We start from the raw sequence: 25,631 nt of genomic DNA, 5'->3' as shown, positions 1-25,631 counted from the left end.
TTCAGTGGGAGCCGCCGGCCACCCCCGGTGCGGCGGGGCGGAACCGGTCGGCCGATGACTCGGTTCTCTGCGACTCAGGAGGCGGAGTTCTTGAAGTTCTTCATCGAGACGGTGAAGTCCCCGCGGTTGGCGCGGTAGTCGATGCAGTAGTCCTGCGGGTACCAGCCGGCTATCTGCCACTCCTGCGGCTGCTTGACCGGCCAGCAGCGGCTCGGGTTGACCCCGGCGGCGATGCCGTCGAACCAGGCCTTCGTGATCATCGGCTCGAGGAAGGTGATCTTGGCGTCGTAGGAGCCGTAGATGAAGGTCTGGGTGAAGGCGGTGGATCCCCACTCCGGCGAGGTCAGGTCGACCAGGTGGTTGCCCATGGCGGCCTCGGCCACGCCCTTGTCCGTGTAGTCCTTCGGCATGTACTGCGGGGCGATCGGCTCGGTGGCCGTCGCGTAGTCGTCGCAGTTGATGGCCAGGCCGCAGGGACCGCTGCGGATCGCGTCGCGCTCCGCCTTCGACTGCGTGTAGAAGTGGAAGTCGAAGTGCGGGTGGTCGTATATGTGCTCCGGGCCGTGGCCCATCGGGTTGAAGTTGACCAGGGCCCACTTGAGCGGCATGCCGGGCAGCGCGGTGAGCTGCGAGGGCAGGTCCAGCGGGCGCTCGTGGCCGCCGACGCACTCGGTGTGCTCGTTGACCGAGCCGTCACCGTTCATGTCGTAGCAGTGGTGGCCGTCGGTCATCGTGGTCGGCATGCCGGTCAGCGTGGACTTGGGGAAGACGATGCCGACGGTCTGCGGCTTGGAGTCGGAGATCTGCGCGTACGTCCGCAGGTTGCCGTTGCCCAGGGCGCTCGGGGTGCCGTACGAGGCGCAGGGGCCCGCGTAGGAGAGCGTCTCCCGGAGCAGGACCTGCGAGGCCCACTGCGCGACCTTGACGGTGCGCTCGCGGGCCGGGGCGTCCCGGGTCACCAGGCAGACGGTCACCGGGCCCGCGGTACGCGCCGCGGTCTCCGCGGCGGACGCCGTGGCCTGGGCCGGTATGCCGGGCAGGATCAGCAGGGTCAGTGCTGATGTGGCCAGGGCCGCCCCGAGGAGCGCCCGCCGGCTCAGCAGCTTCTTCGCGCGCACGTCACACCTGTTCCAGTTCGAATCTGTGGAATCCGCCCTGAAGGAAGATCAGGGGGGTCTGGGTCTCGCGGGCACCCATGGCGAGGACTTCGCCGATGACCATCACGTGGTCGCCGGCCACCACGTGGTCGCGCAGGCTGCACTCCATCCAGGCCGCCGCGTCGAACAGGAGCGTCCCGGTGGCCTCGCCCGGCGCTCCGGCCACCTCGGTCAGCGCCTGGTCGCGCTCGGGCCGCCGGCGCGCGAAGGCTCGGGCGGTCGACTCGCCCTCGGCGCCGAGGATCGAGATCCCGACGACACCGGTCCGCAGCAGCTCGGCGAAGAACTCCGAGTCGTGACGGAAGCTCAGGGACACCAGCGGTGGTTCCAGGGAGACGGAGGTGAGCGAGTTGACGGTGATCGCGTTGTGCGTGCGCACGCCGTCCTGGTCGGTGTAGGTGCTGACGACGCACACCCCGGTGGCGAAGGAACGCATCACGTCGCGCAGGTCGTGGTTCATGGCCGGGCCTCTCTGCTGGGCGCGGACGGGTGCGCGCGGCGCGTCGGCCGCGGGCACCCGTCCGTACGCGGGCTTGACGGTCAGTTGTCCTGGGCCCAGCGGCCGCGGGTCCAGCCGTCGAGGTCGTAGTCGTCCATGGCCCTCTGGACGAGGTCGCCGTAGTTGTCGAGCAGACCGGCTCCGCGCGACCAGTTCAGGGTGTCGAGGCGCACCTGGTCGGGACCGCCGGCGTAGTTGAGCTCGTACAGCTCGTGGCGGGCGCCGAACTCGGTGCCGATCGCGTCCCAGGCCAGCTTGAAGAGCTTGGTGCGCTCCTCGGCGGTGGCGCCGGTGCCGCGGTAGTAGCGGTCGAGCAGCGGGCGCAGCTCGGGGTTCTGCAGGTCCTTGCCGCTGGAGGGGGTCATCAGCAGCGCGCCCGCGAGGTGCTCCTCGAAGAAGCGGTGCGTGCGCTCCCAGCTGAGCGGGGCGAGGGCCCGGTAGCCGGCCGAGTAGTCCATGCGCGGCAGGACGGTGCCGGCCGGGCCGGCCTCCGGGTCCAGGGCCATGGCGCTGGTGACGGCCCAGGTCTGGTGGCGCCAGGCGAGCAGCTCGCCGAGGCCGGCCTGGACTCCGCGGAAGCCGTCGGTGCCGTTGATGCGGGTGCCCTTGTCGAGGATCCCCGCCATGAACTCGAGCTTGACCGACATGCGGATCGCGCCCTGGAAGAAGCCGCGGGAGAGCAGGCCGGAGCGCGGGAAGTACTGGTGGATCTTCTCGGTGTCCCGGTAGATCAGGACGTTCTCCCACGGGATGAAGGCCTTGTCGAAGACCAGCACCGCGTCGTTCTCGTCGAACCGGCTGGAGAGCGGGTTGTCGAACGGGCTGGTGGCCTTGGACTCGTAGGAGGTGCGGCAGACGACCTTCATGCCCGGGGTGTTCAGCGGGGCCATGAAGGCCAGCGCCATGTCCTCGGCCTTGCCCTTTTCGAGGTTGGCCAGGTGGATCTGGCCGACGAAGGCGACGTTGCTCAGCGCCGAGGCGGTGGCCATGAGCTTGGCGCCCTCGACGACGATGCCGTCCTCGCGCTCCTCGACGACCTTCAGGTAGACGTCGCGGATCTCGTGCGCCGGCTTGTTGCGGTCGACCGGCGGGTTGACGATCGCGTGGCTGATCGAGAGGCCCTGGCGGGCGTACTTCTCGTACCAGGCGCGGGCGTTGTCGCCGAAGGGCTCGTAGAAGTCGTGGGTGACGGCCAGGCCGGCCATGAACGACGCCTTGTAGTCGGGCGTGCGGTTCATGAAGCCGTAGCTCAGGCGGGCCCAGTGCTCGATGGCGTCACGGGCCTTGACGAGCTCCTCGGGCGAGTGCGCCGGGGTGAAGAAGCGGTGGACGCGGTACCCCGTGTACCGGTCGACCGTCGTCATCAGGTCCTTGGTGTCCGGGTGGTGGAGCGCGTCGTAGAGGTGCGCCGTCGACCTCGCGGCATTGGCGAAGGCCGGGTGCGTCGTCACGTCCTTGACGAGCTCGCCGTCCACGAAGACCTGGCGGCCGTCACGCAGGCTCTCCAGGTAGGAGTCGCCCGTCATGAGGTCGTTCGGAGCCTCGACGGCCGACTGATCCGTTATCGGGACCTGACCCATTTTGGTGTCCTCTCCAGGGGTAATACACGCGACCGCTGCCGGGCGCACAGTTCGATTGCCCCGAGCGTAGGCTCGGCCGCCGATCCGCTCTTGTTGGGCTGCGCACGGACAATTGCCCATCTACGCCAACCCTGGCGTCATCACGCTCCAGGGGATACGTCAACAACGAGGCGGAGAAGCCTTGTCGACGTCAGGGAGAAGGTCCGGTCGCGCTTCTCGACTATTGCGGAATGATGAATTCCGAATTCCCGGAAATAACGTCGTCCGGGCATCGTTCCAGGTAATTCGGATACACGGCCGGGCCGAATGGAGAAGGATTACGAAAATATGTCCGGAGGCCGGTCAGGCGGCGGGCCGGGTACGACCGGCGGAGGCCGCGTCTATACAGGCGGCCTCGGCGATCAGAATGATCTTCTCCGCGTGCGGCAGCAGACGTACGCCCGCCTCGGTGAGCTGGACCCGGCCGCCGGCGCGATGGAACAGGGCGGCCCCGATGTAGTCCTCGAGGTTCTTGATGTGGGCGGTGACGCTGGGCTGCGAGTAGTGGAGGTTGCGAGCGGCGCGAGTGAAGCTCATCTCGGCGGCTACTTCACGGAACGAGCGTAACTGCTGAAACTGCACGGCAGGGGCTCCCTTCTGCGAGGCTCAGAGCCTCGGAGACTGGAAACATACCATGGTGCAGGTATAACTTCGCTAGAGGATTCGCCGTCCAGCTTGACGAACGGCTGCGGACATACCTGTGGCCATGCCGTCAGAGAGGGCATGGCCACAGGTCAGCCGCTGCTTCGTGGTGGACAGCGGGTTGGGCGGAGTGGACTAGTCGGACATCTCCATCGGCGAGAGGAGGTCCCGGGCGATCTGCGGGAGCAGACGGTCGATCAGCAGGCCCGTGCGCGCGGATCCGTCGGCCGCGCGCGGGATCACGTCGACGGCCACCGCGTGCGAGAGCACCCACGGCATGCGCCGCTCGCAGGCGGCCAGTGCGGCCTGCCGCCCGCCGGCCTCCTGGTCCTCCTCGGGAAGCGGTACGAAGGCCACCACCAGCGTCTCGCCCACCTCGGGCAGCCGGGTGCGCATCACCGCGACGTCCTGGACGCAGGGCAGGTCGAGGAGTTCGAGCTCGAGTGCGAAGTAGGCCGTCTCGAAGTCCTCCACCAGCAGCTCGTCGTACGGCTGGTCGTCGAAGGAGGGCAGGTTCACGCGGACATCTCCTGTTGCATCGACTGCTCAAGCTGCAGGTTCAGGGTGATGATGGGCAGGACCGCGTCGAGCAGGTCCCCGGTGCGGATGCGGCCCGTCGGGCTGTACGGGATGGTGTCGACGGCGATGACGTGCGCGGGCAGCGACGGCACCCGGCGGGCGCAGGCGGCGCTGAGCGCCTGGTACCCGGTGGCCTCGCGGCCGACCGCCACGGCGATGAAGGGGACCACGATCGCGTCGCCCAGCACCGGGCTGCTGACCCGCATGACGGCGGTGTCGCGCAGGCAGGGCAGGTTGAGCAGGTCCGACTCCAGCCGGAACAGCTCGGTGTCGACCGCCGAATCGCGGACCACCACGGGCACTTCGGTGACCCGCCCGGTGACCAGCAGCCGGCCGGTCTCGTCCACGTGCCCGGACTCGTCGGTGACCAGGAAGCGCTCCGCGCCCCAGCCGAGGTCCAGCTCGGCGAACCGGGTCTCGCCGTCCAGGTAGCCGTCCATGACCTGATGGCCGGCGAAGGCGAGGCGGCCGCTCTCGCCCTGCGGCACCGGCTGCCCGTCCTCACCGAGGACCGCGACGGCGGTGCCGAGCGTGGTGTGGCCCGAGCGCGGCGGCGAGACCAGCAGCTCCTCGGGGCCCATGACGGCGGTCAGTCCGGTCTCCGCGCTGCCGAGCGCGGTGTGCAGCACCGGGCCGAGGCGCTCCCAGGCCGTGTTGACGGTCCACCGGCCCAGGTGGGCGCCGGGAGTGAGGAGGAACCGCAGGTGACGGGTGCGCGGCGAGGGCTCGGCGGTCTCCGGCAGCCCGAGCACTCCGTGCAGGGTGGACGGGGTGATCACGCCGGTGCTGACGCGCTCGGCGACGAGCAGGGCGGTCAGGGTCTCGGGGCCGGCTCCGTCGGCGAGGACGACGGTGGCGCCGATGCCGAGCATCGTGCGGGCCAGCGCGAGGGCCGTGGGCTCGGTCGGCGGGGCGGAGACCAGGTGGACGTCGTCCCGGTTGAGGCCGAACTCGTCGACGAGGTCGACCAGGTGGCGGCCCTCGGAGGGGGTGCGGCGCACGGCGATCCGGGAGGGGCCCTCGCTGCGCGCACCCACCGCGAAGGACTCGTACGGCCGGGGCGCCGGCAGGGTGCGCAGGGGTTCGGCCGAGGTCAGCAGGTCGAAGTTGAGCGCCTGGTGCTTGCCGGGGGCCGCGGGGGCGCCGGGTGCCGTGATCCCGTCCAGCAGGACGTGCACGGCCTGCGGGCCGCTGGGCCAGACGAGCTGGTCGAGGGTGGCGCGGTGCTCCGAGGTCACGAAGACCACGGACGGCTCCAGCCAGGAGAGCACCCGGCCCAGGTCGTCCGTGCCGCTCTGCGGATCGAGTCCGGTGCAGGAGACGCCGAGGGTGGCGCAGGCGCTCATCGCGACGGTGAGCTGCCAGCTGTTCCCGGCGAGGAAAACCGCCCGGACCGCGCCCTCTTGGGGCAGGTGCTCGGTGAGTCCGGCCGCCGTCCGCTCCACGGTCTCGGCGAACTGGCCCCAGGTCAGCCGCACCTGGCCGTCGACCAAGGCATCCCGCGTCGCGCCGCCCGCCGCGTGCCGGCGGATGTCATCGAGCTTGATCATGTGGGTTCTCCGTGGTCGGTCAAGAGCCTCGTATGTGGCTCGGGGCCGCGCCCATGGAAACAAACCTGCATGAAGGTAGGCAACCGTCATCGGAAGATCTGATGTGGCCGCCCGGAGCGCCGACCAGGGCACGGAAAGCCCTCCGCCGGGCGTCGAGGACGCCCGGCGGAGGGAAGCGGGGGAAGCGGGGAAGCGCGTGATCGCCGGGACGTCCCGGCGACGGGACGTACTAGGCCTGGAGCTCGGCCGTATCGGCCGGATCAGCCGGTTCGGCCTCGGCCCGCTCCCGCAGGTGCTTCTCCAGGTCGGCTGCGACCCGCTCGGCGCGGCCGGGAGCCATGTCGAGCTCGGCCAGCACCGTCGGCAGCGCGATGATCGGCATGATGTGCCTGAGCAGCACGGATACCCGTACTTCCAGGTCCTCCCAGTCGGACACCACTTCCGAGAGCACCTGCACCCCGGTGAAGCCGCCGACGATGAGGTTGGCGACCGCGTCCAGGTCCACGTGCGCGTGGAGTTCGCCGCACTCCCGGGCCTGCCCCAGGGCGAGCCGGTTGTGGTCGATCCAGTCCTGGTAGGGCCGCAGGCGGTGCTCATGATGGCTGCCGCGCTCCAGGGAGAGCCTCAGGCTGCCCTGCACGATCGGATCGGTGCGGATCTGAACGGCGAAGAGCATGCCCTTGTCGATCATCTCCTGGAGGCGGGTGCTCCGCGGCAGGATGGGGAAGCCGACCGTGTCGATCTGGCTGGCCAGGACGGCCTGGGCCAGCTCTTCCTTGCCCTTGAAGTAGTAGTAGAAAGCGCCCTTGGTCAGGCCGAGTCGCTGGTAAACGTCCGCGATCGTGGCCCCGTTGAAGCCCTTCTCCGCGAACACGGCGCCGGCGGCCTCGACGATGAGTCGCCGGGTGCGCCGAGAAGTCTCCCTCTGAGACACCTTCGCTCCTTCCACGATGCTGGCGGCCACCGATGCACCTCCTCGGAGGTATGAGCATGTCACCGAAAACAGCCGTTGCAAATTATACCAGGCAGCACGTATCTTGCGGCGAGCCAAGACATACCACGAGTGACTCGAATATGCCTCGAAGTCCAGAGGAGACATCATGTTAAGCACCGCGTATGCGAGCGAAAACGCCCAAAGACCGTCGGTCGGGGTCTCACCTGCAAGGCCTCCGGCCGTACCCAACTGGCTTGTGCACCGTCCCGACACCTCCGAGGTGTTCCTCTCGGCCTGGGAACGAACCGCTCCCGACCGATTCGACGTGACGCTGCGTTGGCCTGAAAGCCACCCGTTCCATACCGCGCTCCACGGTTTCCGTTCGCCCACCGTCATCGCGGAGGCCATCCGCCAGACGGGCATCCTGCTCTCCCACGCCGAGTACGACGTCCCCCTCGGGCACCAGTTCCTGATGTCCGACATCCACTACCGGATCGATCCCGGAACCCTGGCGGCGGACAGCTGCTCCCCCGTCCACATGAATGTCGTCTGCACCGACGTCAACCGCCGCGGCACCCGCTTCTGCGGCATGGTGTGCCACATGACCGCGGTGCAGGACGGCCGGGTCATCGCGACCGGCGGCGGCAACCTGACGTGCACCTCTCCCGGCGCCTACCGCCGGATGCGGGGTGAACACGCGGACGCCCGGCCGCTCCTGCCCGTGCCGGAACCGGTGGACCCCTCCCTCGTCCTGCGGACCGAGCCGAGCCACGTCCTGCTGGCCCCCACCATGGACCCCCGGTGCTGGACCCTGCGGCCGCACACCGCGAACAAGACGCTGTTCGCGCACGAAAACGATCATGTCCCCGGCATGGCCCTCCTCGAGGCCACCCACCAGGCCGCCTTCGCCGTCGCGGGCACCACCCGGCTGTACCCCACCTCGCTCCACCTGACCTTCGACCGGTACGTGGAGTTCCATTCCCCCTGTCTGGTCCAGGCGCAGCCGGTGACGCAGAACCGGGACGACACCCTCTCCCTGAGCGTGTCCGGACATCAGGGCGGCCAGCGGGTCTTCTTCGCCTCGCTGGACGCAGTTCCCGTTTCCGGCTGATCTTCTCCCTTTCCTACGAAATGGCCGTCGATTTCCTGCGATCCACTGGCCGAGACACCTCTGCGCGAAGTGGCGGGAAGGTCGCGAGCGTGCCAGCCTGTGACGTCATCCGACTCACCGTCACCAGCAGTTGTAGGAGGGATACTCCTGTGAGCAGGCAGTGCCCGTTCGTCATCGATCCGCTCGGCCAGGACATCCACGGAGAGATCAAGGAAATACGCTCCCTGGGCCGGGCCGCGCGGGTCGTACTTCCTGGCGGAGTGGAGGCGTGGTCCGTGACCGACTACGCACTCGTAAAGCGCCTGCTCACAGATCCCCGGGTGTCGAAAGACGCCTACCGGCACTGGCCGGCGTGGATCAACGGAGAAGTCGACCAGGAGTGGCCGCTGGCCATCTGGGTCTCGGTTCAGAACATGGTCACCGCCTACGGCGAGGAGCACGCGCGCCTGCGCAAGCCGGTGGCGGGGGAGTTCACCATGCGTCGCGTGGCGGCCCTCCGGCCGCGCGTCGAGGAGATCGCGGCCGGGCTGCTGGACCGCCTGGAACAGGCCCCGGCGGGACGGCCCGTGGACCTCCGCAAGGAATTCGCCCACTTACTGCCGCACGCCGTCGTCTGCGAGCTCTTCGGAATTCCGCAGTCTGCGCGCGATCCCCTGCAGAAGATCATCGACAGTTTCTTCGCCACCTCGATCACCCCCGAGGACGCGGTGGCGAATGGCATAGCCATGTACGAAATCCTGAACGACGTCGTGGCGCACAAGCGGGAAAATCCTTCCGACGACCTGACCTCCGGCCTCGTCGCCGCACGCGACTCGGGCGCGGCGGACATGAGCGAGAAGGAACTGCTCGACAATCTCATCCTCCTCTTCACCGCCGGCTACGAGACGACGGTGAACCTCATCGACAACGCGGTCGTCTCCCTGCTCACCCACCCCGGCCAGCTGGAACTCGTACGGAACGGCAAGGCCTCGTGGGAGGACGTGATCGACGAGTCCCTGCGCGTGGACCCGCCCGGCGCGCACAGCATCCTGCGCTACGCCGTCGAGACGATCGAGATCGACGACGACGTGCGGATCCCGCAGGGCGACGCGATCGTCGTCTGCTTCGCCGGAGCGGGCCGCGACCCCCTCCACCACGGGGCCGGGGCCGACCTCTTCGACATCACCCGCGACACCCGCGCCGATCACGTGTCGTTCGGGTACGGAGCCCACCACTGCCTCGGCGTGAACCTGGCACGGATGGAGGTCGCCATCGCGCTGTCGGCGCTCTTCGAGCGGTTCCCCGACATCGCCCTGGCCGTGCCGGCCGATGAACTCCGGCCGAAGTTCTCGTTCGTTTCGAACGGCCACCGCACGGTTCCTGTGCTCCTGGGCCGGTCCGGCCCGCGCGAAGGGTCTTTTTCCGGCCAATAGTGTCGGGTCGGCCCCTCCCCTGAAGACTTCATTGACCCGGCCGGACCGGCCGGTTCCGCCCGGCCGGGCCGGGCGACGCCCGACGGAAGACGGAGGACTCACCATGACGGAAAAGACCGGCCTCCTCGTGGGCAAGCGCGCCCTGATCACAGGGGCGAGCAGCGGCATCGGGGCGGCCGCCGCCCGGGTGTTCTGCGAGAACGGGGCCTCGGTGCTCCTCGCCGCCCGGCGCGAGGAGCAACTGGCCGCGCTCACCCGCGAGTTGACGGATGAGGGGTTCAGCGCCGCCTACGCCGTCGTCGACGTGGCCCGCCCCGAAGAGGTCGAGGCAGCGGTGGGCAAGGCGGTGGAGCTCTTCGGGGGTCTGGACGCCGCCTTCAACAACGCGGGGCTGGGGACCGTCCCCGCGCCGCTGCACCTCACCGAGAACGCGGACTTCGAGGCCGTCATGGCCACCAACGTCCTCGGCACGTGGAACTGCATGAAGTACGAGATCGCCGCGATGCTGCCGGGCGGCGGGGCGATCGTGAACAACAGCAGCGTCGCGGGCCTGGTCTGCACCCCGGCGTCCGCCGCGTACATCGCTGCGAAGCACGCCGTCATCGGCCTGACGAAGGCCGCCGCCGAGTACGCCGCCCAGGGCGTCCGGGTCAACGCCATCGCTCCCGGCACCACGCGCAGCGAAATGATGGCTCAGTGGTTCGACCTGAACCCGGGCCTGGAGGAAGAGCTGCACACCATGGCCCCGCTGCCGCGCACGGCGGACCCGCGCGAGATCGCGCACGCGGCGGCGTGGCTGCTCAGCGACCAGGCGTCCTTCGTGGTCGGCGCGACCGTCCCGGTGGACGGCGGCTGGACCGCCCGCTGAGGGGTCCGCACGGCGGTGTCGGATCACGCGGCCGCAACTCGGTGGAGCTCCAGGCCGAAGAGCAGAGAAGAGCCGTACGCGCGCAGCGGAGCAGCCGGCCGGGCGGCGTACCCACGTCGATGAAATCGAGCCCATGCACTTATCCGAGAGACCCCATGTGATCGTCCTTGCGGGAGCCACCGGTTTCATCGGCTCGGCCGCACTGGATGCCCTGGCCCGCCGCCCCGATGTCCGGGTGCGGGCCCTCGCCCGCAGCCCCGGTACGGCGCGCGAAGGCGTGGAGTGGTGCCTTGCGGACCTGTGCGACCCCGGCTCGCTGCGCGGGGTCTGCGAGGGCGCGACCGCACTGGTGAACCTGGCCTCCTACATCGGACGGGACGCCGAACGCTGCCACACGGTCAACGTCCTGGGCGGCGCGGCCCTCCTCTCGGAGGCCCTTCGGGCGGGGGTGCGCCGGATCGTCCACCTGTCCACGGCCGCGGTCTACGGGAACATCCCGCACCGCGGCATCGAGGTCGACGGGGTGGCCCCCGATCCGGTGTCCGCCGCGAGCCGCAGCCGGCTTGAGGCGGAAGCCCCGGTGCTGGCCGCCGGCGGGACCGTCCTGCGGCCGGGGCTGGTGCTGGGCGCCGGTGACCGCTGGGTGGTCCCGGCCCTGGCCGAGCTGGTCAACCGGGTCCCCGCCAGCTGGAACGGCGGGCGCGCGCTGTTGTCCGTGGTCGACGTCGGAGAGCTGGCCCGCCTGATCGACGCCCTGGCCACGGTCCCGGACCCGCCCGGGGGCGCGATCCACCACGCGAGCCACCCCGTCCCGGTGACGAGCGCCTCCCTCGTCTCGGCCCTGGCCGCCGAAGGGATCCTGCCCGAGGTGCGGGAGGAGTGGCCGTGGGACCTCTGCCTGGAACGCCTCCGCGAGCGCCCCGGCCGGGTGACGGAGCGGCAGTTCTCCCTGCTGGCCCGCGACTACCACCAGCGCGCCGACCCCATCTGGCAGTTGACCGGCCTGCGCCCCACGCCCACGCCCCTCGCCCTGCTCCCCTCCGCCGCCCCCTGGTACCGCGCCCACCTCGCCCGCGCCTGAGGGCGCCGCCGACCGTCCGGGTCAGCGCGGGCCCTCGCCCTCGCCCTCCTCCTCCCCCTCGCCCCCGTCCTCGCCGTGCAGGACCCTGAAACGACCGGTGTCCTGCGGATCCCGGTCGACCACACGAACCGGTGCCCATACCCACTGCCAGACGCCGCTCCCCGGCGTCCGGGAGAACCGGACGGTCCCACGGGTCCCCTCGACCACCACCCGCGGCCAAGCCCCGGCGATGTCCGCCCGGTCCGTGCCGTGCGAACGCAGCACCTCGGCGAGGACGGTGACGCTGTCCCAGCCTTCGAAGGCCACGAACGAGGGCTCCTCGCCCAGCCGTTCGCGGAGCTCCTTGCCCACCCGGTCGCCGAGCGGACCGAGCCGCTCGGGCAGGTAGCGCAGGAAAGGGATCCCGGCGCCGTCCGCGCCCAGCGCCCCGGCCCATCCCGCGAACTCCGGCTGTCCGGCCGGGGCCCCGATGAGGACCTCCCCGAGCCGCCGGTCCCTCCGTACGGCCCTGACGATCGCCGCCGCCGGCTCCGGATACCCGACCAGCAGGAGGAGCGCCGTCGCACCGTGCTCGGCGAGCGCGTCGCACAGGCCTTCAGGGGTGAGCGCGTCGGCGTCGAACTCGACGACGGTGCCGCCGCGGGAAGCGAGGTGGTCCCGCAGGATGCGGGTCCCCGAAGCCCAGTAGACGCTCGGCTGGGTCGCCACCGCGATCCGGCCGTGGCCCGCCCCGAGGAGGAAGTCCGCGTACGTGCGCCAGCCGTGGGACTGGGCCGGGGCCAGGCGGGCGACCCACTCCGTCGGCTCCTCGGTGAGCGCGTCGAGCACCGCGGAGGAGCAGAGGAACGGCACGCCGAGGCCGTCGGCCCGGGCGGCGGCGGCCCGGGCGACGACGCTGTGGTATTCCCCCACCACGGCGGCCACACCCAGAGCGGCCAGTTCCTCCACGGCCGCCGCGGCCCGCTCAGGATCGGCCGCGGTGTCCCGGACCACGAGCTCCAGCGGCCGGCCACCGACGCCTCCCGCGTCGTTGGCCTCGCGCACGGCCAGCTCGAGCCCCGCGAGCAAGTGCCGCCCCGCATCGGCCCAGCCGGGCCGCGTCAACGGCACGAGAGCCCCCAACAGCACGGCCGGTCCGCCGACCCGCTCCCCTGATGACGGCCATGCCGACGCGTTCACTGTGTGGCGCTCCTCTGTCCCCGCGCCGATGCGACCGAAGTCCGCCCGACCGACGCGCCCGTTTGATCATCGCGCCCATTGGATCCGCTGCCACCGCCCCGGGGCAACCGCTTACCCCCCGCCGCACACCCCGCGGGAACCGGGTCCGCGCCCCCGACGTCGTCGTACCCACCACACATCACACCGCACGTCCCGAACGGAACAGGCAGGAACGGCCCCATGACCCAGGCGAACCCGGGCCCGACTCCCGGCCCGTCCGACGGCCCCACCACCAGACCTCACCCCCTCCTCCCCCGCCGGCCACCCCGCCCCGGCCGTCGCCCGCTCCCCTGGCCCGCGCCCCGGACGACGGCCCTCCCCGCATTCGTCCCCGCGCACCTCCCCACGCTCGTCCCCGTACTCCTCTCCCTCCTTGTCGCCGCCCTTCTCACCCGCCCCGCCCTCGTCCCCAACGCCCCCGGCCACCCCGGCAGCTTGCTGGAAACGTTCCTCCCCTGGCTCGGCCTGGCCGTCCCCCTCCTCCTCGTCCTGGCCCTCCGCCGCCGCTCCGCCGCCACCGCCCTGGCGCTCCTGTTCCCCGCCGCCGCCTGGCTGGGCCAGTTCGGCAGCCTCCTGACCCACCCCGCCCCACCGGCCACCGCCCGCCCCACCCTCACCACCGTCCAGCACAACATCAGCGACGAGAACCCGGACCCCTCCCGTACGGCCAAGGCCCTGGCCGCCGGCCACCCCGCCCTCATCGCCGTCGAGGAGCTCACCCCCGCCGCCATCACGGCCTTCACCGCCACCCTGGCCGCCGGCCACCCCCATCACGCCACCCACGGCACGGTCGGCCTCTGGTCGGCGTACCCGCTCACCGACGTCCGCCCCGTCGACATCAAGCCGCCGGCCCTCGCCGGCGACCCGCACTGGAACCGCGGCCTGCGCGCCACCGCCGCGACCCCCGACGGCCCCGTCGCCGTCTACGTCGTCCACCTGCCCTCCCTGCGCCTCGGCGCCTCGGGCTTCGGCTCCGCCCGCCGTGACGAGAGCGCCCTCCTCCTCGGCGCCGTCCTCGCCGCGGAACCCGCCGAACGCGTCGTCCTGCTCGGGGACCTCAACGGCACCGCCGACGACCGCGGTCTGGCCCCCGTCCGCACCGCCTTGGCAGCAACGGCGGCACCCGCCCCCGGCTTCGCCTTCACCTGGCCGGCGGCCTTCCCCCTGGCCCGGATCGACCAGATCCTGGCCCGCTCGGGCACCGTCACCCACGTCCGCACGCTCCCCGCCACTCCGAGCGATCACCTGCCCCTCACCGCCGACATCCAGTTCGATTAACGTACGTTCATGAGTGAATTCGTACTGGTGGCAGGCGCCTGGCTGGGAGCGGCGGCATGGGACGAGGTGGCGGCCGAACTCCGCACCGCACTGCGCACCACGGGTGACGGAGACCACGAGGTCCACGCACTGACCCTGTCCGGCCTCGGGGACAAGCAGGGCATCGCGGCCGGCCAGCAGACACACGTCGCGGACATAGTCGACGCCATCGACGGACTCGGCCTGCGCGATGTGGTCCTCGTGGGCCACAGTTACGCCGGCATCCCGGTCGGCCAGGCCGCCGAGCGGATCGGCGCCCGCCTGAACCGGGTGGTCTTCGTCGACGCCAACGTCCCCACCCACAACGGATCCTTCGTCTCCGCCTGGCCGGACGGCCGCGCCGCCGTGGAAGCCTCCCTCGCGGCGAACAACGGCTCCTGGCCGCCGCAACCGGCCGCCGACTACGAGGGCCAGGGCCTCACCTGCGAACAGATCGCCCGGCTCCTCGCCGGCGCGACCCCGCACCCGGGCGCCACCCTCACCGAACCGGCCGTACTGACCCACCCGCTCGCCGAGCTCCCCGCGACCTACGTCAAATGCCTGCTGGACGGCGCCGAGCCCCACCCCGACGTGGCGGAGCTCCTGTCCACCGGCCCGGACTGGCAGCTGGTCACCCTGGACACGGGCCATTGGCCCATGTTCTCCGCCCCCTCCGCCCTGGCCCGCGTCCTCCTCGAGGCCGCCGCCCAGGACACCCCGCCGCCGGCTTCCGCCCTGCGCATCCACCCGGTGCACGCCGCCTCGGAAGCCGCCCTGCACGACTGGCAGCACGTCCACAACACGGTCATCCCGACGGCCTTCCTCTCCCTCGAAGACGTACGGGAACGCTCCGCGCGCCACGTCCTGCACATCGCCCACCTCGGCGACGCCCTCGTCGGATGCACGACGCTCCGGCCCCCCACCGCGGGCTCCACGACCGCCACCGTGATCGCGCGCGTCCTGCCCGCGTACCGCGGACGGGGGTTCGGCCGGGAGCTGTACGCCTCCGCACTCGCCCGGGCACGGACCCTCGGCGCCGAGGTGATCGAGACCGTGGTCCTCGCCTCCAACCCGGAGGGCCTGGACTTCGCGCGACGAGCCGGCTTCACCGAAGTCGACCGCTACGTCCTGCCCGGCGACACCGTGCCCTTCGTGGACCTGCGCCTGACGTGACCGCAGGTCCCCCGGCCTACGCCGGCTGGCGTCGCCGCCTCCGGGAGACGGCGACGCCGGCCAGGCAGACCGCACCACCGAGCAGGGTCAGCGCGGCCGGGATCTCGTCGAGGGCGATCCAGGCGATGAGCACCACGACCGCGGGCACCGCGTAGGTGGTCGCGCCCATCTTTCCCGCGGTGGTCCGCGACAGCGCGTACGTCCAGGTGGTGAAGGCGAGCGCGGTCGGGAACAGCCCCAGGTAGAGCATGTTGAGGACGGCGTCGAGCGGGGCCCCGGGAAGCTGGTCGACGAGCTGCCCGACGAAGGGCAGGGTGACGGCCGTACCGACGAAGCAGCTGTACGTGGTCACCTGGATCGGGCTCGCATACGCCAGCGCCGGCTTCTGCGCGACCACCCCGGCCCCGTACGTGAGCGCGGCGACCAGGCAGAGCAGGACCCCTCCCAGCGAGGCGCTCCCGCCGTTCGAGGTGGACAGTCCGACCAGCACCGCTCCGGCGAAGGAGACCGCCATGCCCGCCAACAGCATGGGCGGGAACCCCTCCTTCAGCAGCCAGCCGCTGAGCAGGGCGATCACGATCGGGCCGATGTTGACGATCATGGCCGCGGTGCCGGCGTCCACGAGCTGCTCGCCCCAGTTCAGCGTCACCATGTAGAGCCCGAACCAGAGCACCCCGGACACCAGGATCCCGGGCCACGCCTGCTTCGGCGGCGGCGGCACCCGCTTGACGACCAGTACCAGCCCGAGCGCGACCGAGGCGGTCAGCAAGCGTCCGAACGCGAGCGCTCCGGGCCCGAAGTGCGCGGCCGCCGAGCGGATGGAAACGAACGCGGAGGCCCACAGCACGACGGTCACTCCGGCGGCTATCAGAGCCCGCCGGTCGGCCCTGACCTGATCAGACGTCTTGTCCATGCGAGCAAGCTACCTGCCCCGCCCGAAAGGCCCGTCGCCCTTTTTCCGGGGTCAGCCGTCGGTACGGACGATGGCGGGCGGTGCGTAGCGGCCGGTCAGGATGGAGGGGTGGGGCAGGTACTGGCGCAGGATGAGCCGGAACAGGGTGCCCGCCTCGGTGGTGGGCAGCCAGTTGGCCTCCTTGTCCGGCCCGGGGTTCCCGCGCTGGAGGTAGAGGGTCAGGGAGCCGTCCGGTCCGGTCCGTACTGCAGGCCCTTGGTCAGGGAGCCCAGGTGGTAGCGGTCGATGGGGTTCTCGACGAGGAACCCTTCGGGGTTGAGGTACATGGTCACCGACCAGAACGCACCCACCGGCGGGAAGCCGTCGGGGGCGAAGCGGATCTCGTAGGTGTGGTCGCCGGACATGGGCCGACCGTCGGCGTCGAGCATGGCGCCGACGTAGTACGCCTCCTGGGCCTTGTTGGCGAGCAGACCGAGCTGGGCGATCTCCAGGCGGGAGAAGTAGTCGGTGCCCCAGTCACCGATGGTGTCGGGGTCGACCATGACCCAGCGATCCGCCCCTGGCGCGGGTGCCTACGTAGGCGAAGCTGTTGGTGTACATGTCCAGGAGCTGGACGGTGAAGTACCGGTCCGCGACCGGCGGCACCGACAGCACGACCGGCCCGGCGGCGAGGTCGACGAAGGTCCGTGAGTAGGGTGCGTCCACGATCGGGGTGACGAAGTAGGTGTCCTTCGGCTCCGCGCGGCGCGGGGTGTGGTGCACCTGGTTGATCGCCCCCATGTGCGTGGGCGCACTCGTGTCGACGTGCCATTCCCACAGGCTTCGGTGCATCTCCACCAGCGGATAGCCGTAGCGGAACGCCGCCATCCCCGCCCAGCACCCCTCGTCCCCGCGTGCCTTCTCGTGACCCTGCGCGCGATCTGCTCCAGCAACGACTCGGCGTCCACGCGCACTCCGATCAACCCCACCCAAAGCGGACAAGTACCACTCCACCCTCGGCGCTCACCAGGCCGACGGCAACCGGGGAGCGGCGCAGCCCGAATCCGTGGGACCACCCGGCACACGCACCGTCAGGCGTCGCCCAGCAGCAGCTTCTTCTGCGGCTTGCCCATCGCATTGCGCGGAATCTCCGCAACGAACCGCACCTCGCGCGGCCGCTTGTGCACCGACAGGTGCGCGGCGACGAAGTCCGTCAGTTCCGGACCCGTGACGCCCTCGGCCACCACGAAGGCCACGATCCGCTGCCCGAGGTCCGCGTCCGGCAGCCCGACCACCGCCGCCTCGCTCACCTTGGGGTGATCCAGCAGCGCGTTCTCGATCTCGCCGGCGCCGATCCGGTACCCACCCGACTTGATCATGTCGATGGAGGCCCGGCCGACGATCCGGTGGACCCCGTCGGCCTCGTCGACGGCCGCGATGTCGCCCGTACGGAACCACCCGTCCTCCGTATAGGCGGCGGCCGTGGCCTCGGGCCGGCCCAGGTACCCGGAGAACAGCGTCGGCCCGGTGAGCTGGAGCTCGCCGATCTCGGCGCCCGCCTCCGCCACGATCCGCGTACGGATGCCCCGGAGCGGAGTGCCGACCGTACCGGGGCGCACCTGCCCGCCCGCGCGCCCGCTGACGGTGATCAGCGTCTCGGTCATCCCGTACCGCTCCACGGGCCGCAGCCCGGTCAGCCGCTCCAGGTCCCGGAAGACCGGCGCGGGCAGCGCGGCACTGCCGGAGACGAGGAGCCGGGCCCCGCCCAGCGCGGCGGCGGCCGCCGGCGCCCCCGCGATACGGGACCACACGGTCGGCACCCCGAAGTACAGGCTGCCCCCGGCCTCGGCGTAGGCCTCGGGGGTGGGCCGCCCGGTGTGCACGAGACGGCTCCCGGTACGCAGCGCTCCGAGCACCCCGAGGACCAGTCCGTGCACATGGAACAGCGGCAGCCCGTGCACGAGGGTGTCCTCGGCACTCCACTGCCAGGCTTCGGCGAGGGCGTCGAGATCGGCGGCCACGGCCTCGGCGGTGAGGACGACCCCCTTGGGCGGCCCGGTGGTCCCGGAGGTGTAAAGAATCAGCGCCGGCTGCCCGGGGCCCGCGACCACCCCCGCACCCCCGTCCGCACGCCGTCCGAAGTCCACGTCGACGAGCACCGCGCCGGAGTCCCGCAGAATGTGCTCCCGCTCGGCGGGCCCCGCGTCGGGCGGCAGCGGTACGAAGGGCACCCCGGCCAGCAGCCCGCCGACGACGGCGGCGACGGTCTCCAGCGAGGCCGTCGCGGTCACCGCGAAGGCGGGCGCCCCGGCGACATCGGCAGCCACGGCACGGGCCGCACCGAGCAGCTCCTCATAGGAGGCGTCCCGCCCGGCCACCCGCAGAGCATCGGCCCGGTCCCCATACACCCCGGTAAGCGCGGTCAGCACTGATCCCCCAAAAAGTCGATCACCATCAACCGCCCACCCTACGACCACCCCAACGGACCCACCCCACCCCAACGGACCCACCACAACCCCAGCCAGCCCACCCCAGCCAGCCAACGCACCCCAACCGGCCCACCACGACCCCAGCCAGCCCACCCCAGCCGACCCACCCACTCCAACGGACCCACCCAACCGGCCCACCCCGCCAACCGGCCCAGCACCACCCCAGCCAGCCCATCCCAGCCAGCCAGCCAGCCAACCCACCCCTACCGCCCCACCCCGGCCCCGCCGCCGCCCCACCCCAGCCCCGCCGGCGTTTGAGGCGCGGGGTCCGGGGCGGAGCCCCGTGAGGCCCGGGCGCAGCCCGGCCTCCCAGCGGTCCGGGCGCAGCCCGGGGAACGGAGGAAGGGCGGGTAGGGGACACCCCGCACAGCGGCACCCCCGACCCGCCCCAACCCGCCACCTCAGCGCATCACCACATCAGCGCATCACCACATCAACGCGTCAACGCGTCAGATCAACCCCTGCGCCAACATCGCGTCCGCCACCCGCTCAAACCCAGCAATGTTCGCCCCCGCCACATAGTCCCCGGCGGAGCCATACCGCTCGGCGGTCGCGTACGACACCGCGTGGATGTCCCGCATGATCCCCGCCAGCTCCGACTCGACCCGCTCCGCGCTCCACGCCACACGCCCCGCGTTCTGCGCCATCTCCAGCGCGCTGACCGCGACCCCGCCCGCGTTCGCCGCCTTGCCGGGCCCGAAGGACACCCCGGCCGCCTGCAGCAGGTGCACCGCGTCCGGCGTGGTCGGCATGTTCGCGCCCTCCGACACCGCCCTGATCCCGTTGGCGATCAGCGTCCGCGCGTCATCCGCGTTCAGCTCGTTCTGCGTGGCCGACGGGAAGGCCACCTCCGCCGCCACTTCCCACACCCGCCCGCCCGGCACGAACCGCGCCGAGGGCCCGCGACGCTGCGCGTACTCGCTCACGCGCCCGCGCTCGACCTCCTTGATCTGCTTCAGCAGCGGGAGGTCGATGCCCTTCTCATCCACCACATAGCCCTGAGAGTCGGACGCGGTCAGCGGGTTCGCCCCCAGCTGCTGCAGCTTCTCGATCGTGTACAGCGCGACGTTGCCCGAGCCGGACACGACGGCCGTCAGCCCGTCGAGCGACAGCCCCTTGACCGCCAGCATCTCGGCGGCGAACAGCACGCTGCCGTAGCCCGTGGCCTCCGGGCGGATCAGCGAGCCGCCCCAGCCCTGGCCCTTGCCGGTCAGGACGCCGGCCTCCCAGCGGTTGGTGATGCGCCGGTACTGCCCGAACAGATAGCCGATCTCACGCCCGCCCACACCGATGTCACCCGCCGGCACATCCGTGTGCTCACCGATGTGACGGTAGAGCTCGGTCATGAAGGACTGGCAGAAGCGCATGACCTCGGCCGCCGACCGCCCGCGCGGGTCGAAGTCGCTGCCGCCCTTGCCACCACCGATGCCGAGCCCGGTCAGCGCGTTCTTGAAGACCTGCTCGAAGCCGAGGAACTTCACCACGCCGATGTCCACGGACGGGTGAAAGCGCAGGCCGCCCTTGTACGGGCCGAGCGCGCTGTTGAATTCGACGCGGTAGCCACGGTTGACGTGGACGCGACCACGGTCGTCCTGCCACGGCACCCGGAAGATGATCTGCCGCTCCGGCTCGGTGAGCCGCTCCAGCAGGGCCACACCCGGTTCCGCGTACTCGGGACGCGCCGCGAACACGGGGGCCAGGGTGTCCAGGACCTCCCGTACGGCCTGGTGGAACTCGGGCTGGGCGGGGTTGCGGCGCTCGATGTCGCCGCGCAGCGCGTCCAGCCGGCCCTGCGGGTCCTTGGGGTCCGTCACGGTCTGTTCCTCCTGGTCTCTACGCCGGGACCGGCTCCGAGATGCGGCTCGAAGCTACGGACCAGACTTCCGCATCGCGGAATTCATTATCCGAGCACAGTCCCAGCCGGAGGGTACCCCGCCCGCCGACCACGACCACGAGCCTTTCCGGCCTGCTCGGCTCGGCCCCTACTCCACCGTGGACCACTCGGCTCCCACTCCACCATGGACAGAACCAGGCGCAAGGACATAGACAGGCCGTATGGACATCGCACGGGTCGCCGCCCTCGTCGCCGCGACGCTCACGACGGGCCTGATGGCCGGCCTCTTCTTCGCCTTCGACGTCTCGGTGATGCCGGCCCTCAAGCGCTCCGACGACCGGACCCTCATCTCCGTCATGCAGCGCGTGAACACCTCCATCATCAATGGCTGGTTCATGCTGGCCTTCCTGGGCGCGCTCCTCTTCACCGGCCTCGCCCTGGGGCTCCACCTGCCCGCCGGCGAGCACGCGCCGCTTCCCGCGCTGGCGTGTGCCCTCGTCCTCTACGTACTCGCCGTCGCGGTCACCGGTCGGGTGAACATCCCGCTCAACAACGCCCTGGAAGCGGCCGGCCCCGCCGAGCGGATCGCCGATCCGGCCGCTGTGCGCGCGGCCTTCGAAACGAAGTGGGTACCCGCCAACCGCTGGCGTACCGCCCTGTGCACGGCCGCCCTGGCCTGCCAGTCCTGGGCCCTCCTGGCAGCCGCGGCCTAAAGGGCCACCGACGCCACCGACGCCGCCGACGCCCCCGTCGCCCGCCCGTACAGCACGAGCGCCCGCGCCAGGGCGGTCAGCGCCGCCGCGCAGAGCAGGGTGCGCACGATGTTCGCCGTCTCCCAGGTGCCCTTGAACTTCTCGACGACCGAGAAGTCGGTCAGCTTCGCCGCGTCACCCAAGTCGGCGAGCTCGTTGTTGAGCGGGATGTTGACCGCGAAGGTGACGACGAGCACGACGAGGTACGCCGCCGCGGCCACCGCGGCCCACAGCGCCACCGCGCGGCGCCCGGCCCGCGCCTCGACGAACGCCGCGGCGAAGGCGGCGAGCAGCGCGACGACGAAGACCGTCCCGAAGAGCGGGTTGCCGTCGATGACGGCGTTGAAGCTCTGCATCGCCGTGACGTACGTACGGTCGTCGGTCTTCGCCAGTCCCGGCATCACCGAGACGTCGAAGGCGAAGAACAGCCCCGCCATCAGGCCGACCAGTACGGTCGACAGTACGAGCAGTGCGGTGGAGAGTCTGGTGCCGTTGGATCCCATCAGCTGTGCCCCCGTATGTCCGAAATCCAGAACGCCCCGGGAGGCTCCCACCGCCCCCCGACGGCTGTTGATCGTGCCACCGCCCACGCGATCGGGCCAGTGAACCTCCAGCGACGCGCAGCCCCCGCCAACCCGCATGTACCGCACACGTAGGCTGCGCGAATGAGCACATCCGTCAAGTCCCTCCGCCTCGCCCCGGTCACCCCCGACAACGTCGCCGCCGTCAGCGCGCTGTCGGTCCGCCCCGACCAGGAGCACCTCGTCTCCCCGGTCGCGAAGTCTCTGGCGGAGGCCGAGGCCCACGGGGAGACGGCCTGGCCCCGGGCGATCGTCGACGGCGACGAGGTGGTCGGCTTCGTGATGGCTTTCCTCGACATCGCCTGGAATCCGGCCGAGGACCCCCACGACATCCGCTCCGGCCTCTGGCGCCTGAACATATCGGCCGCCCACCAGTCCAAGGGCTACGGCCGCTTCGCGGTCACGGCGGTCCTCGCCGAACTCCGCAGCCGGGGCACCTCCCACGCCTACGTCACCTGGCACCCGGGCCCCGGCACCCCCGAACCCTTCTACCTCTCCCTCGGCTTCCGCCCGACGGGCGAGGAAAGCGACGGCGAAACGGTGGCCGTCCTGGATCTCCGGACCCCCTGACCACCCCGCCTCTCACCCCCCGGCGGCCGCCACCGCCCCCGCCCGGTACTCCCGCGGGCTGACTCCGCGTACCCGCTTGAAGGCCGTCGAGAGCGCGAACGCCGAGCTGTAGCCGACCCGGTGGGCTGCCGAGGCGAGTGTCGTCGACGGGTCGCGCAGCAGGTCCGCCGCCATGGCCAGGCGCCAGCCCGTCAGATAGGACATCGGGGGTTCGCCGACCAGCTCGGTGAAGCGGCGGGCCAACGCGGCCCGCGAGACGCCGACTTTGCGGGCCAGCGACTCCACGGTCCAGCCGTACGCGGGGTTTTCGTGCAGCAGCCGCAGTGCCGGGCCGGTGACCGGGTCGTTCTCGGCGCCGCCGCGCTCCGCGAGCCAGCCGCGTACGACGCCGATCAGCAGCAGGTCCAACAGCCGGTTCAGGACGAGCTCCTGGGCCGGCTCCGTACGGGAGATCTCGACGCCCAGCAGCCCGACCAGCGTCGGGTCCACCGGCCCGACCAGCACCGGCGGAAGCGCCCTGAGCAGGCGGCTGCCGATCTCGCCCGGGTCCTGGTAGGTGCCGCTCAGCAGCACCGCCGAGCCTGCCGCCGCGCCCCAGGTCCGTACCCCGAGGGCCATGGAGTCGGACACGTCCTCCCCGCCGTCCACCCTGCTGCACCGCTGGTCCGGACCCACCCGGATCTGCGGGGGTGTGTCCTTGGCGTCGGCGAGGGTGTACGGAACCGGTCCGCGCACCAGGGCCGCCTCACCCGGCGCGATGAGCACCGGCTCGCCCCCGTCCGGCAGCAGCCACGCCGATCCGTGCACCATCGTCATCACCGACAGCGGAGCCCGGTCCTCGATCCGGGCAGACCAGGGTGGGTCGAACGCGCACTTGATGAGGAAGGCGGATTTGGCTTTGGGGCCTTCGAGCAGAGCCGTCAGCGTGTCCATCGGACCATTCTCCCCGCCCGGTCCCCGCCCGCCCACTGGCCGCCCGCCCACTGCCCCCAGGCCCACTGCGTGCTCGCCCACTGCCTGCTCGCCCACACCCCGCTCGCCCACGCCGCGACCGCCCATCGCCTACACGTCCCAGACCCCACGGGCCGCCGCCTCCCGCGCGAAGTCCGTGAACTCCCGCGGCTTGCGGCCCAGCACTTCCTCGACCCCGTCGACCAGGTGCGCGTTGCGCCCGTCCAGGATGAGCGTGAACAGCTCCAGGAACTCTTCCGGCAGCCCGTTCTCCCGCAGCATCTCCCCGTAGGCCTCGGTCGAGACCGGGACGTACGAGATCTCGCGCCCGGTCGCCTTCGACAGCTCGGCCGCGACGTCGGAGAAGCTGAGCAGCCGCGGGCCGGACAGCTCGTACGTCCGGCCGATGTGCCGGTCGTCGCCCAGCGCGGCCACCACCACGTCGGCGATGTCCTCGGCGTCGACGAAGGGCTCGACGGCGTCGGCCGTCGGCAGGGCGATCTCGCCGGCGAGCACCGACTCCAGGAAGAAGCTCTCGTCGAAGTTCTGGTTGAACCAGGCCGCGCGCACCACCGTCCAGTCGGCCCCGGACTCCTTCAGCGCCTCCTCGCTCCGCTGGGCCGCTTCCTCGCCGCGGCCCGAGAGCAGGACCAGCCGGCGCACCCCGGCGGCCACCGCCACCCGGGCGAAGGCTCCGACCTGCTCGGCGGCGCCGGGGAAGCCGAGGTCGGGGTAGTAGGTGACGTACGCGCGGTCCACGCCCTCGAGGGCCGGCCCCCAGCCCTCGGGCTCGTTCCAGTCGAAGGCCGGCTCGCCGGAGCGCGACCCGATGCGGACCGGACGGCCCAGGGCGGTGAGCTTCTCCGCCACACGCCGGCCCGTCTTGCCCGTGCCGCCGACCACCAGCGTGCGGAGGGCGGTGTCGTTCTGCGTCTGCTGCGTTGTCTTCGTCATGAGAACCAGTCAACTCCCCCGGCCTGAGACGCGACATCGCCGAGAAGCTCAACCGCATACGCCTGCGTCCACGCCCCTCGCCCACCCTTCCGGGCGGCCCCCTACCGCTCGTCGAGCGTGTGCTTCACGAGCGCGTTGGCGTGCCCGTGTCCCATCTCGTGCTCGCTCTTGAGCCAGGCGACGAGCTCCATGTGCTTGGTCAGCGGCGAGGTGCGGATGAGCTCCTGCCACTCCGCGATCGGACGGCCGTACTTCTTCTCGATGGAGGGGAAGTAGCTGGCGGGGCCCTTGGCCGGCTCGGTCATGACGGTCCTCTTCCTCAGTTCTTGCGGCTGCGACATACAAGAGGTAGACCGGGACCTCCGCGAAAAGTCATCGGTCCCACCACGAGAATGCCGGATGATCTCCGCATCGTGTGGACCGAGAGCACCGTCACCCGAGCCGGCGTCCGCCTGACCTGCCGTGACCCCCATACGACCGTGTCGTTCACCAGGACATGATCAAGCGCATCGTCACCACGGCCCTCATCGCCGGTACCGCGGCCCTCGCCGTCGCAGCCCCCGCCATGGCCGCCGAGCCGCCGCTCGCCGACGCCGTCACCAGCACCGTCGGAGACGTCCAGAACACCCAGGACGTCCAGGACATCGCGGGCCTGGTGCCCGGTCAGGCCGGCGACGACCTGACCGACTTCTCGGGCGCGTTCGACGCGTTCACCGCGGGCAGCGCCCAGCAGACCGTCTCCCACCGCTGACCCTCACGGCCACCCCGGGCCCCCGGGCCCCCGGACCGGCCCCGGTCCGGGGGTTCGTCATGTCCGGCGCCTCGGATACGTCCGCCGCAGCCTCCGTCACCCGCAGGTCAAGCAATATGATCACATTGCGGTATGACCACGACGAAGACGCTCTACCTGCTGTGCTCCGCCGCCCCGCCCGTCTTCGACGTGGCCCATGTCATCGAGGACGCCCAGTCCCGGGGCTGGGACGTCTGCCTCGGCCTCACCCCCACCGCCGCCCACTGGCTGTCCAACAGCCTCGACGGTCTGGCCGCGCTCACCGGCCACCCCGTCCGCTGGCAGTACAAACTGCCCGGTGAGCCCGATGTGTGGCCGCCGGCCGACGCCCTGCTCTTCGCCCCGGCCACGTTCAACTCGGTCAACGCCTGGGCCCTCGGCCTGACCGACCGCTTCGTCGTCGGGGTCGCCGCCGAGGCCATCGGCAAGGGCACCCCCGTCGTCACCATGCCCTGCGCGAACTCCGCCCTCGCCGCCCACCCGCAGTTCGACCAGTCCCTGGCCGTCCTGCGCGGCGCCGGCGTCTCGGTCCTCTTCGGCGAGGGCGGATTCACCCCCGGCCCGGCGGGCCCGGACGCCCCGGCGCACTTCCCCTGGGCGGCAGCCCTGGCCGAGGTGGACCGCGCCACGGCATCCGGCACCTAGTCCTCCCCGGGGGGGACGGGCCCCCAGCCCCTCC

General features: G+C 71.3%; 28 protein-coding genes and 1 pseudogene. 11 read left to right on the top strand and 18 right to left on the bottom strand.

Annotated features, from left to right (window positions below; all coding sequences use genetic code 11):
• Positions 1–74 precede the first annotated feature (74 nt).
• The 7 genes from OG247_RS42550 to OG247_RS42520 form a co-directional block, all read right to left on the bottom strand.
• A complete protein-coding gene (locus OG247_RS42550) occupies positions 75–1,118 on the bottom strand; it encodes a hypothetical protein (protein WP_327257868.1) in 1,044 nt (347 codons plus the stop codon).
• Between the two features lies 1 nt (position 1,119).
• The gene (locus tag OG247_RS42545; RefSeq protein WP_327257867.1) at positions 1,120–1,617 is read right to left on the bottom strand and encodes a flavin reductase family protein; all 498 of its coding nucleotides are present in this window, start codon (positions 1,615–1,617) and stop codon (positions 1,120–1,122) included.
• An 80-nt stretch (positions 1,618–1,697) separates the two neighbouring features.
• Positions 1,698–3,236: a 4-hydroxyphenylacetate 3-hydroxylase family protein gene (locus OG247_RS42540; RefSeq protein WP_327257866.1), complete on the bottom strand. Its 1,539-nt coding sequence runs from the start codon at positions 3,234–3,236 to the stop codon at positions 1,698–1,700.
• Between the two features lie 342 nt (positions 3,237–3,578).
• On the bottom strand, positions 3,579–3,857 hold the full coding sequence (locus tag OG247_RS42535; protein ID WP_327257865.1) for a LysR family transcriptional regulator: 279 nt from the start codon (positions 3,855–3,857) through the stop codon (positions 3,579–3,581).
• A gap of 195 nt (positions 3,858–4,052) precedes the next feature.
• On the bottom strand, positions 4,053–4,436 hold the full coding sequence (locus OG247_RS42530) for a hypothetical protein (RefSeq protein WP_327257864.1): 384 nt from the start codon (positions 4,434–4,436) through the stop codon (positions 4,053–4,055).
• Positions 4,433–6,046 carry a class I adenylate-forming enzyme family protein gene (locus tag OG247_RS42525; RefSeq protein ID WP_327257863.1) on the bottom strand — a complete coding sequence of 538 codons (1,614 nt, stop codon included), beginning with the start codon at positions 6,044–6,046 and terminating at the stop codon, positions 4,433–4,435. Before OG247_RS42525 ends, OG247_RS42530 begins: the two co-directional genes overlap by 4 nt.
• A gap of 229 nt (positions 6,047–6,275) precedes the next feature.
• Entirely contained in the window at positions 6,276–6,980 is a 705-nt protein-coding gene (locus OG247_RS42520; protein ID WP_327257862.1) for a ScbR family autoregulator-binding transcription factor, read from the bottom strand.
• A gap of 166 nt (positions 6,981–7,146) precedes the next feature.
• Between OG247_RS42520 and OG247_RS42515 the strand changes: the two genes are divergently transcribed.
• From OG247_RS42515 to OG247_RS42500, 4 genes are all read left to right on the top strand, one after another.
• Positions 7,147–8,091: a ScbA/BarX family gamma-butyrolactone biosynthesis protein gene (locus OG247_RS42515; protein WP_327257861.1), complete on the top strand. Its 945-nt coding sequence runs from the start codon at positions 7,147–7,149 to the stop codon at positions 8,089–8,091.
• Between the two features lie 149 nt (positions 8,092–8,240).
• Positions 8,241–9,503: a cytochrome P450 family protein gene (locus tag OG247_RS42510; protein WP_327257860.1), complete on the top strand. Its 1,263-nt coding sequence runs from the start codon at positions 8,241–8,243 to the stop codon at positions 9,501–9,503.
• Positions 9,504–9,606: 103 nt separating this feature from the next.
• Positions 9,607–10,371, top strand: a complete 765-nt coding sequence (locus tag OG247_RS42505) for an SDR family NAD(P)-dependent oxidoreductase (protein ID WP_327257859.1) — start codon at positions 9,607–9,609, stop codon at positions 10,369–10,371.
• A gap of 133 nt (positions 10,372–10,504) precedes the next feature.
• Positions 10,505–11,452, top strand: a complete 948-nt coding sequence (locus OG247_RS42500) for an NAD-dependent epimerase/dehydratase family protein (RefSeq protein WP_327257858.1) — start codon at positions 10,505–10,507, stop codon at positions 11,450–11,452.
• A 21-nt stretch (positions 11,453–11,473) separates the two neighbouring features.
• Here OG247_RS42500 and OG247_RS42495 read toward each other — a convergent pair whose 3' ends face one another.
• Positions 11,474–12,631: an ABC transporter substrate-binding protein gene (locus OG247_RS42495; protein WP_327257857.1), complete on the bottom strand. Its 1,158-nt coding sequence runs from the start codon at positions 12,629–12,631 to the stop codon at positions 11,474–11,476.
• Positions 12,632–12,850: 219 nt separating this feature from the next.
• Between OG247_RS42495 and OG247_RS42490 the strand changes: the two genes are divergently transcribed.
• The 3 genes and pseudogenes from OG247_RS42490 (at position 12,851) to OG247_RS42480 (ending at position 15,139) form a co-directional block, all read left to right on the top strand.
• Positions 12,851–13,948 carry an endonuclease/exonuclease/phosphatase family protein gene (locus tag OG247_RS42490; RefSeq protein WP_327257856.1) on the top strand — a complete coding sequence of 366 codons (1,098 nt, stop codon included), beginning with the start codon at positions 12,851–12,853 and terminating at the stop codon, positions 13,946–13,948.
• 9 nt (positions 13,949–13,957) lie between these two features.
• Positions 13,958–14,677: pseudogene (locus tag OG247_RS42485) on the top strand (alpha/beta fold hydrolase); the annotation flags it as partial.
• Between the two features lie 24 nt (positions 14,678–14,701).
• The gene (locus OG247_RS42480; RefSeq protein WP_327258058.1) at positions 14,702–15,139 is read left to right on the top strand and encodes a GNAT family N-acetyltransferase; all 438 of its coding nucleotides are present in this window, start codon (positions 14,702–14,704) and stop codon (positions 15,137–15,139) included.
• A 16-nt stretch (positions 15,140–15,155) separates the two neighbouring features.
• On the opposite strand, the gene OG247_RS42475 is transcribed toward OG247_RS42480, so the two are convergent.
• From OG247_RS42475 to gdhA, 6 genes are all read right to left on the bottom strand, one after another.
• Positions 15,156–16,052 carry a DMT family transporter gene (locus OG247_RS42475; RefSeq protein ID WP_327257855.1) on the bottom strand — a complete coding sequence of 299 codons (897 nt, stop codon included), beginning with the start codon at positions 16,050–16,052 and terminating at the stop codon, positions 15,156–15,158.
• A gap of 51 nt (positions 16,053–16,103) precedes the next feature.
• Positions 16,104–16,274, bottom strand: coding sequence for a DUF1214 domain-containing protein (locus tag OG247_RS45030; RefSeq protein ID WP_442813700.1), 171 nt, complete (start codon positions 16,272–16,274; stop codon positions 16,104–16,106).
• The gene (locus tag OG247_RS42470; RefSeq protein WP_327257854.1) at positions 16,271–16,594 is read right to left on the bottom strand and encodes a DUF1214 domain-containing protein; all 324 of its coding nucleotides are present in this window, start codon (positions 16,592–16,594) and stop codon (positions 16,271–16,273) included. Before OG247_RS42470 ends, OG247_RS45030 begins: the two co-directional genes overlap by 4 nt.
• Entirely contained in the window at positions 16,569–16,919 is a 351-nt protein-coding gene (locus OG247_RS42465; protein WP_327257853.1) for a DUF1254 domain-containing protein, read from the bottom strand. The genes OG247_RS42470 and OG247_RS42465 overlap by 26 nt, the downstream gene beginning before the upstream one ends.
• Positions 16,920–17,122: 203 nt before the next feature.
• Entirely contained in the window at positions 17,123–18,460 is a 1,338-nt protein-coding gene (locus tag OG247_RS42460) for an AMP-binding protein (protein WP_327257852.1), read from the bottom strand.
• 509 nt (positions 18,461–18,969) lie between these two features.
• Entirely contained in the window at positions 18,970–20,334 is a 1,365-nt protein-coding gene (gdhA, locus tag OG247_RS42455) for an NADP-specific glutamate dehydrogenase (RefSeq protein WP_327257851.1), read from the bottom strand.
• Between the two features lie 241 nt (positions 20,335–20,575).
• Between gdhA and OG247_RS42450 the strand changes: the two genes are divergently transcribed.
• Positions 20,576–21,067, top strand: a complete 492-nt coding sequence (locus OG247_RS42450; protein ID WP_327257850.1) for an anthrone oxygenase family protein — start codon at positions 20,576–20,578, stop codon at positions 21,065–21,067.
• On the opposite strand, the gene OG247_RS42445 is transcribed toward OG247_RS42450, so the two are convergent.
• A complete protein-coding gene (locus tag OG247_RS42445; protein WP_327257849.1) occupies positions 21,064–21,609 on the bottom strand; it encodes a DUF1772 domain-containing protein in 546 nt (181 codons plus the stop codon). The two genes, OG247_RS42450 and OG247_RS42445, sit on opposite strands and share 4 nt — an antisense overlap.
• 162 nt (positions 21,610–21,771) lie before the next feature.
• Here OG247_RS42445 and OG247_RS42440 point away from each other — a divergent pair, with 162 nt between their 5' ends.
• The gene (locus OG247_RS42440) at positions 21,772–22,257 is read left to right on the top strand and encodes a GNAT family N-acetyltransferase (RefSeq protein ID WP_327257848.1); all 486 of its coding nucleotides are present in this window, start codon (positions 21,772–21,774) and stop codon (positions 22,255–22,257) included.
• Positions 22,258–22,269: 12 nt separating this feature from the next.
• Here the strand turns inward: OG247_RS42440 and OG247_RS42435 are convergent, their stop codons facing one another.
• The 3 genes from OG247_RS42435 to OG247_RS42425 form a co-directional block, all read right to left on the bottom strand.
• On the bottom strand, positions 22,270–23,190 hold the full coding sequence (locus tag OG247_RS42435; RefSeq protein ID WP_327257847.1) for an AraC family transcriptional regulator: 921 nt from the start codon (positions 23,188–23,190) through the stop codon (positions 22,270–22,272).
• 129 nt (positions 23,191–23,319) lie between these two features.
• Entirely contained in the window at positions 23,320–24,162 is an 843-nt protein-coding gene (locus OG247_RS42430) for an NmrA family NAD(P)-binding protein (protein WP_327257846.1), read from the bottom strand.
• 101 nt (positions 24,163–24,263) lie between these two features.
• Positions 24,264–24,467 carry a DUF4287 domain-containing protein gene (locus OG247_RS42425; RefSeq protein WP_327257845.1) on the bottom strand — a complete coding sequence of 68 codons (204 nt, stop codon included), beginning with the start codon at positions 24,465–24,467 and terminating at the stop codon, positions 24,264–24,266.
• A 191-nt stretch (positions 24,468–24,658) separates the two neighbouring features.
• On the opposite strand from OG247_RS42425, the gene OG247_RS42420 reads away from it, so the two are divergent.
• Together OG247_RS42420 and OG247_RS42415 are read left to right on the top strand one after the other, a co-directional pair.
• Complete coding sequence (locus OG247_RS42420; RefSeq protein WP_327257844.1) at positions 24,659–24,913, top strand: hypothetical protein; 255 nt, start codon at positions 24,659–24,661, stop codon at positions 24,911–24,913.
• A gap of 132 nt (positions 24,914–25,045) precedes the next feature.
• The gene (locus tag OG247_RS42415; protein WP_327257843.1) at positions 25,046–25,597 is read left to right on the top strand and encodes a flavoprotein; all 552 of its coding nucleotides are present in this window, start codon (positions 25,046–25,048) and stop codon (positions 25,595–25,597) included.
• Positions 25,598–25,631 lie beyond the last annotated feature (34 nt).

Origin of the sequence: Streptomyces sp. NBC_01244 (assembly GCF_035987325.1) — a bacterium.
Classification (GTDB): domain Bacteria; phylum Actinomycetota; class Actinomycetes; order Streptomycetales; family Streptomycetaceae; genus Streptomyces.
The sequence above is the reverse complement of the archived record's forward strand: the minus strand, read 5'-3'. Positions and strand labels throughout refer to the sequence as shown.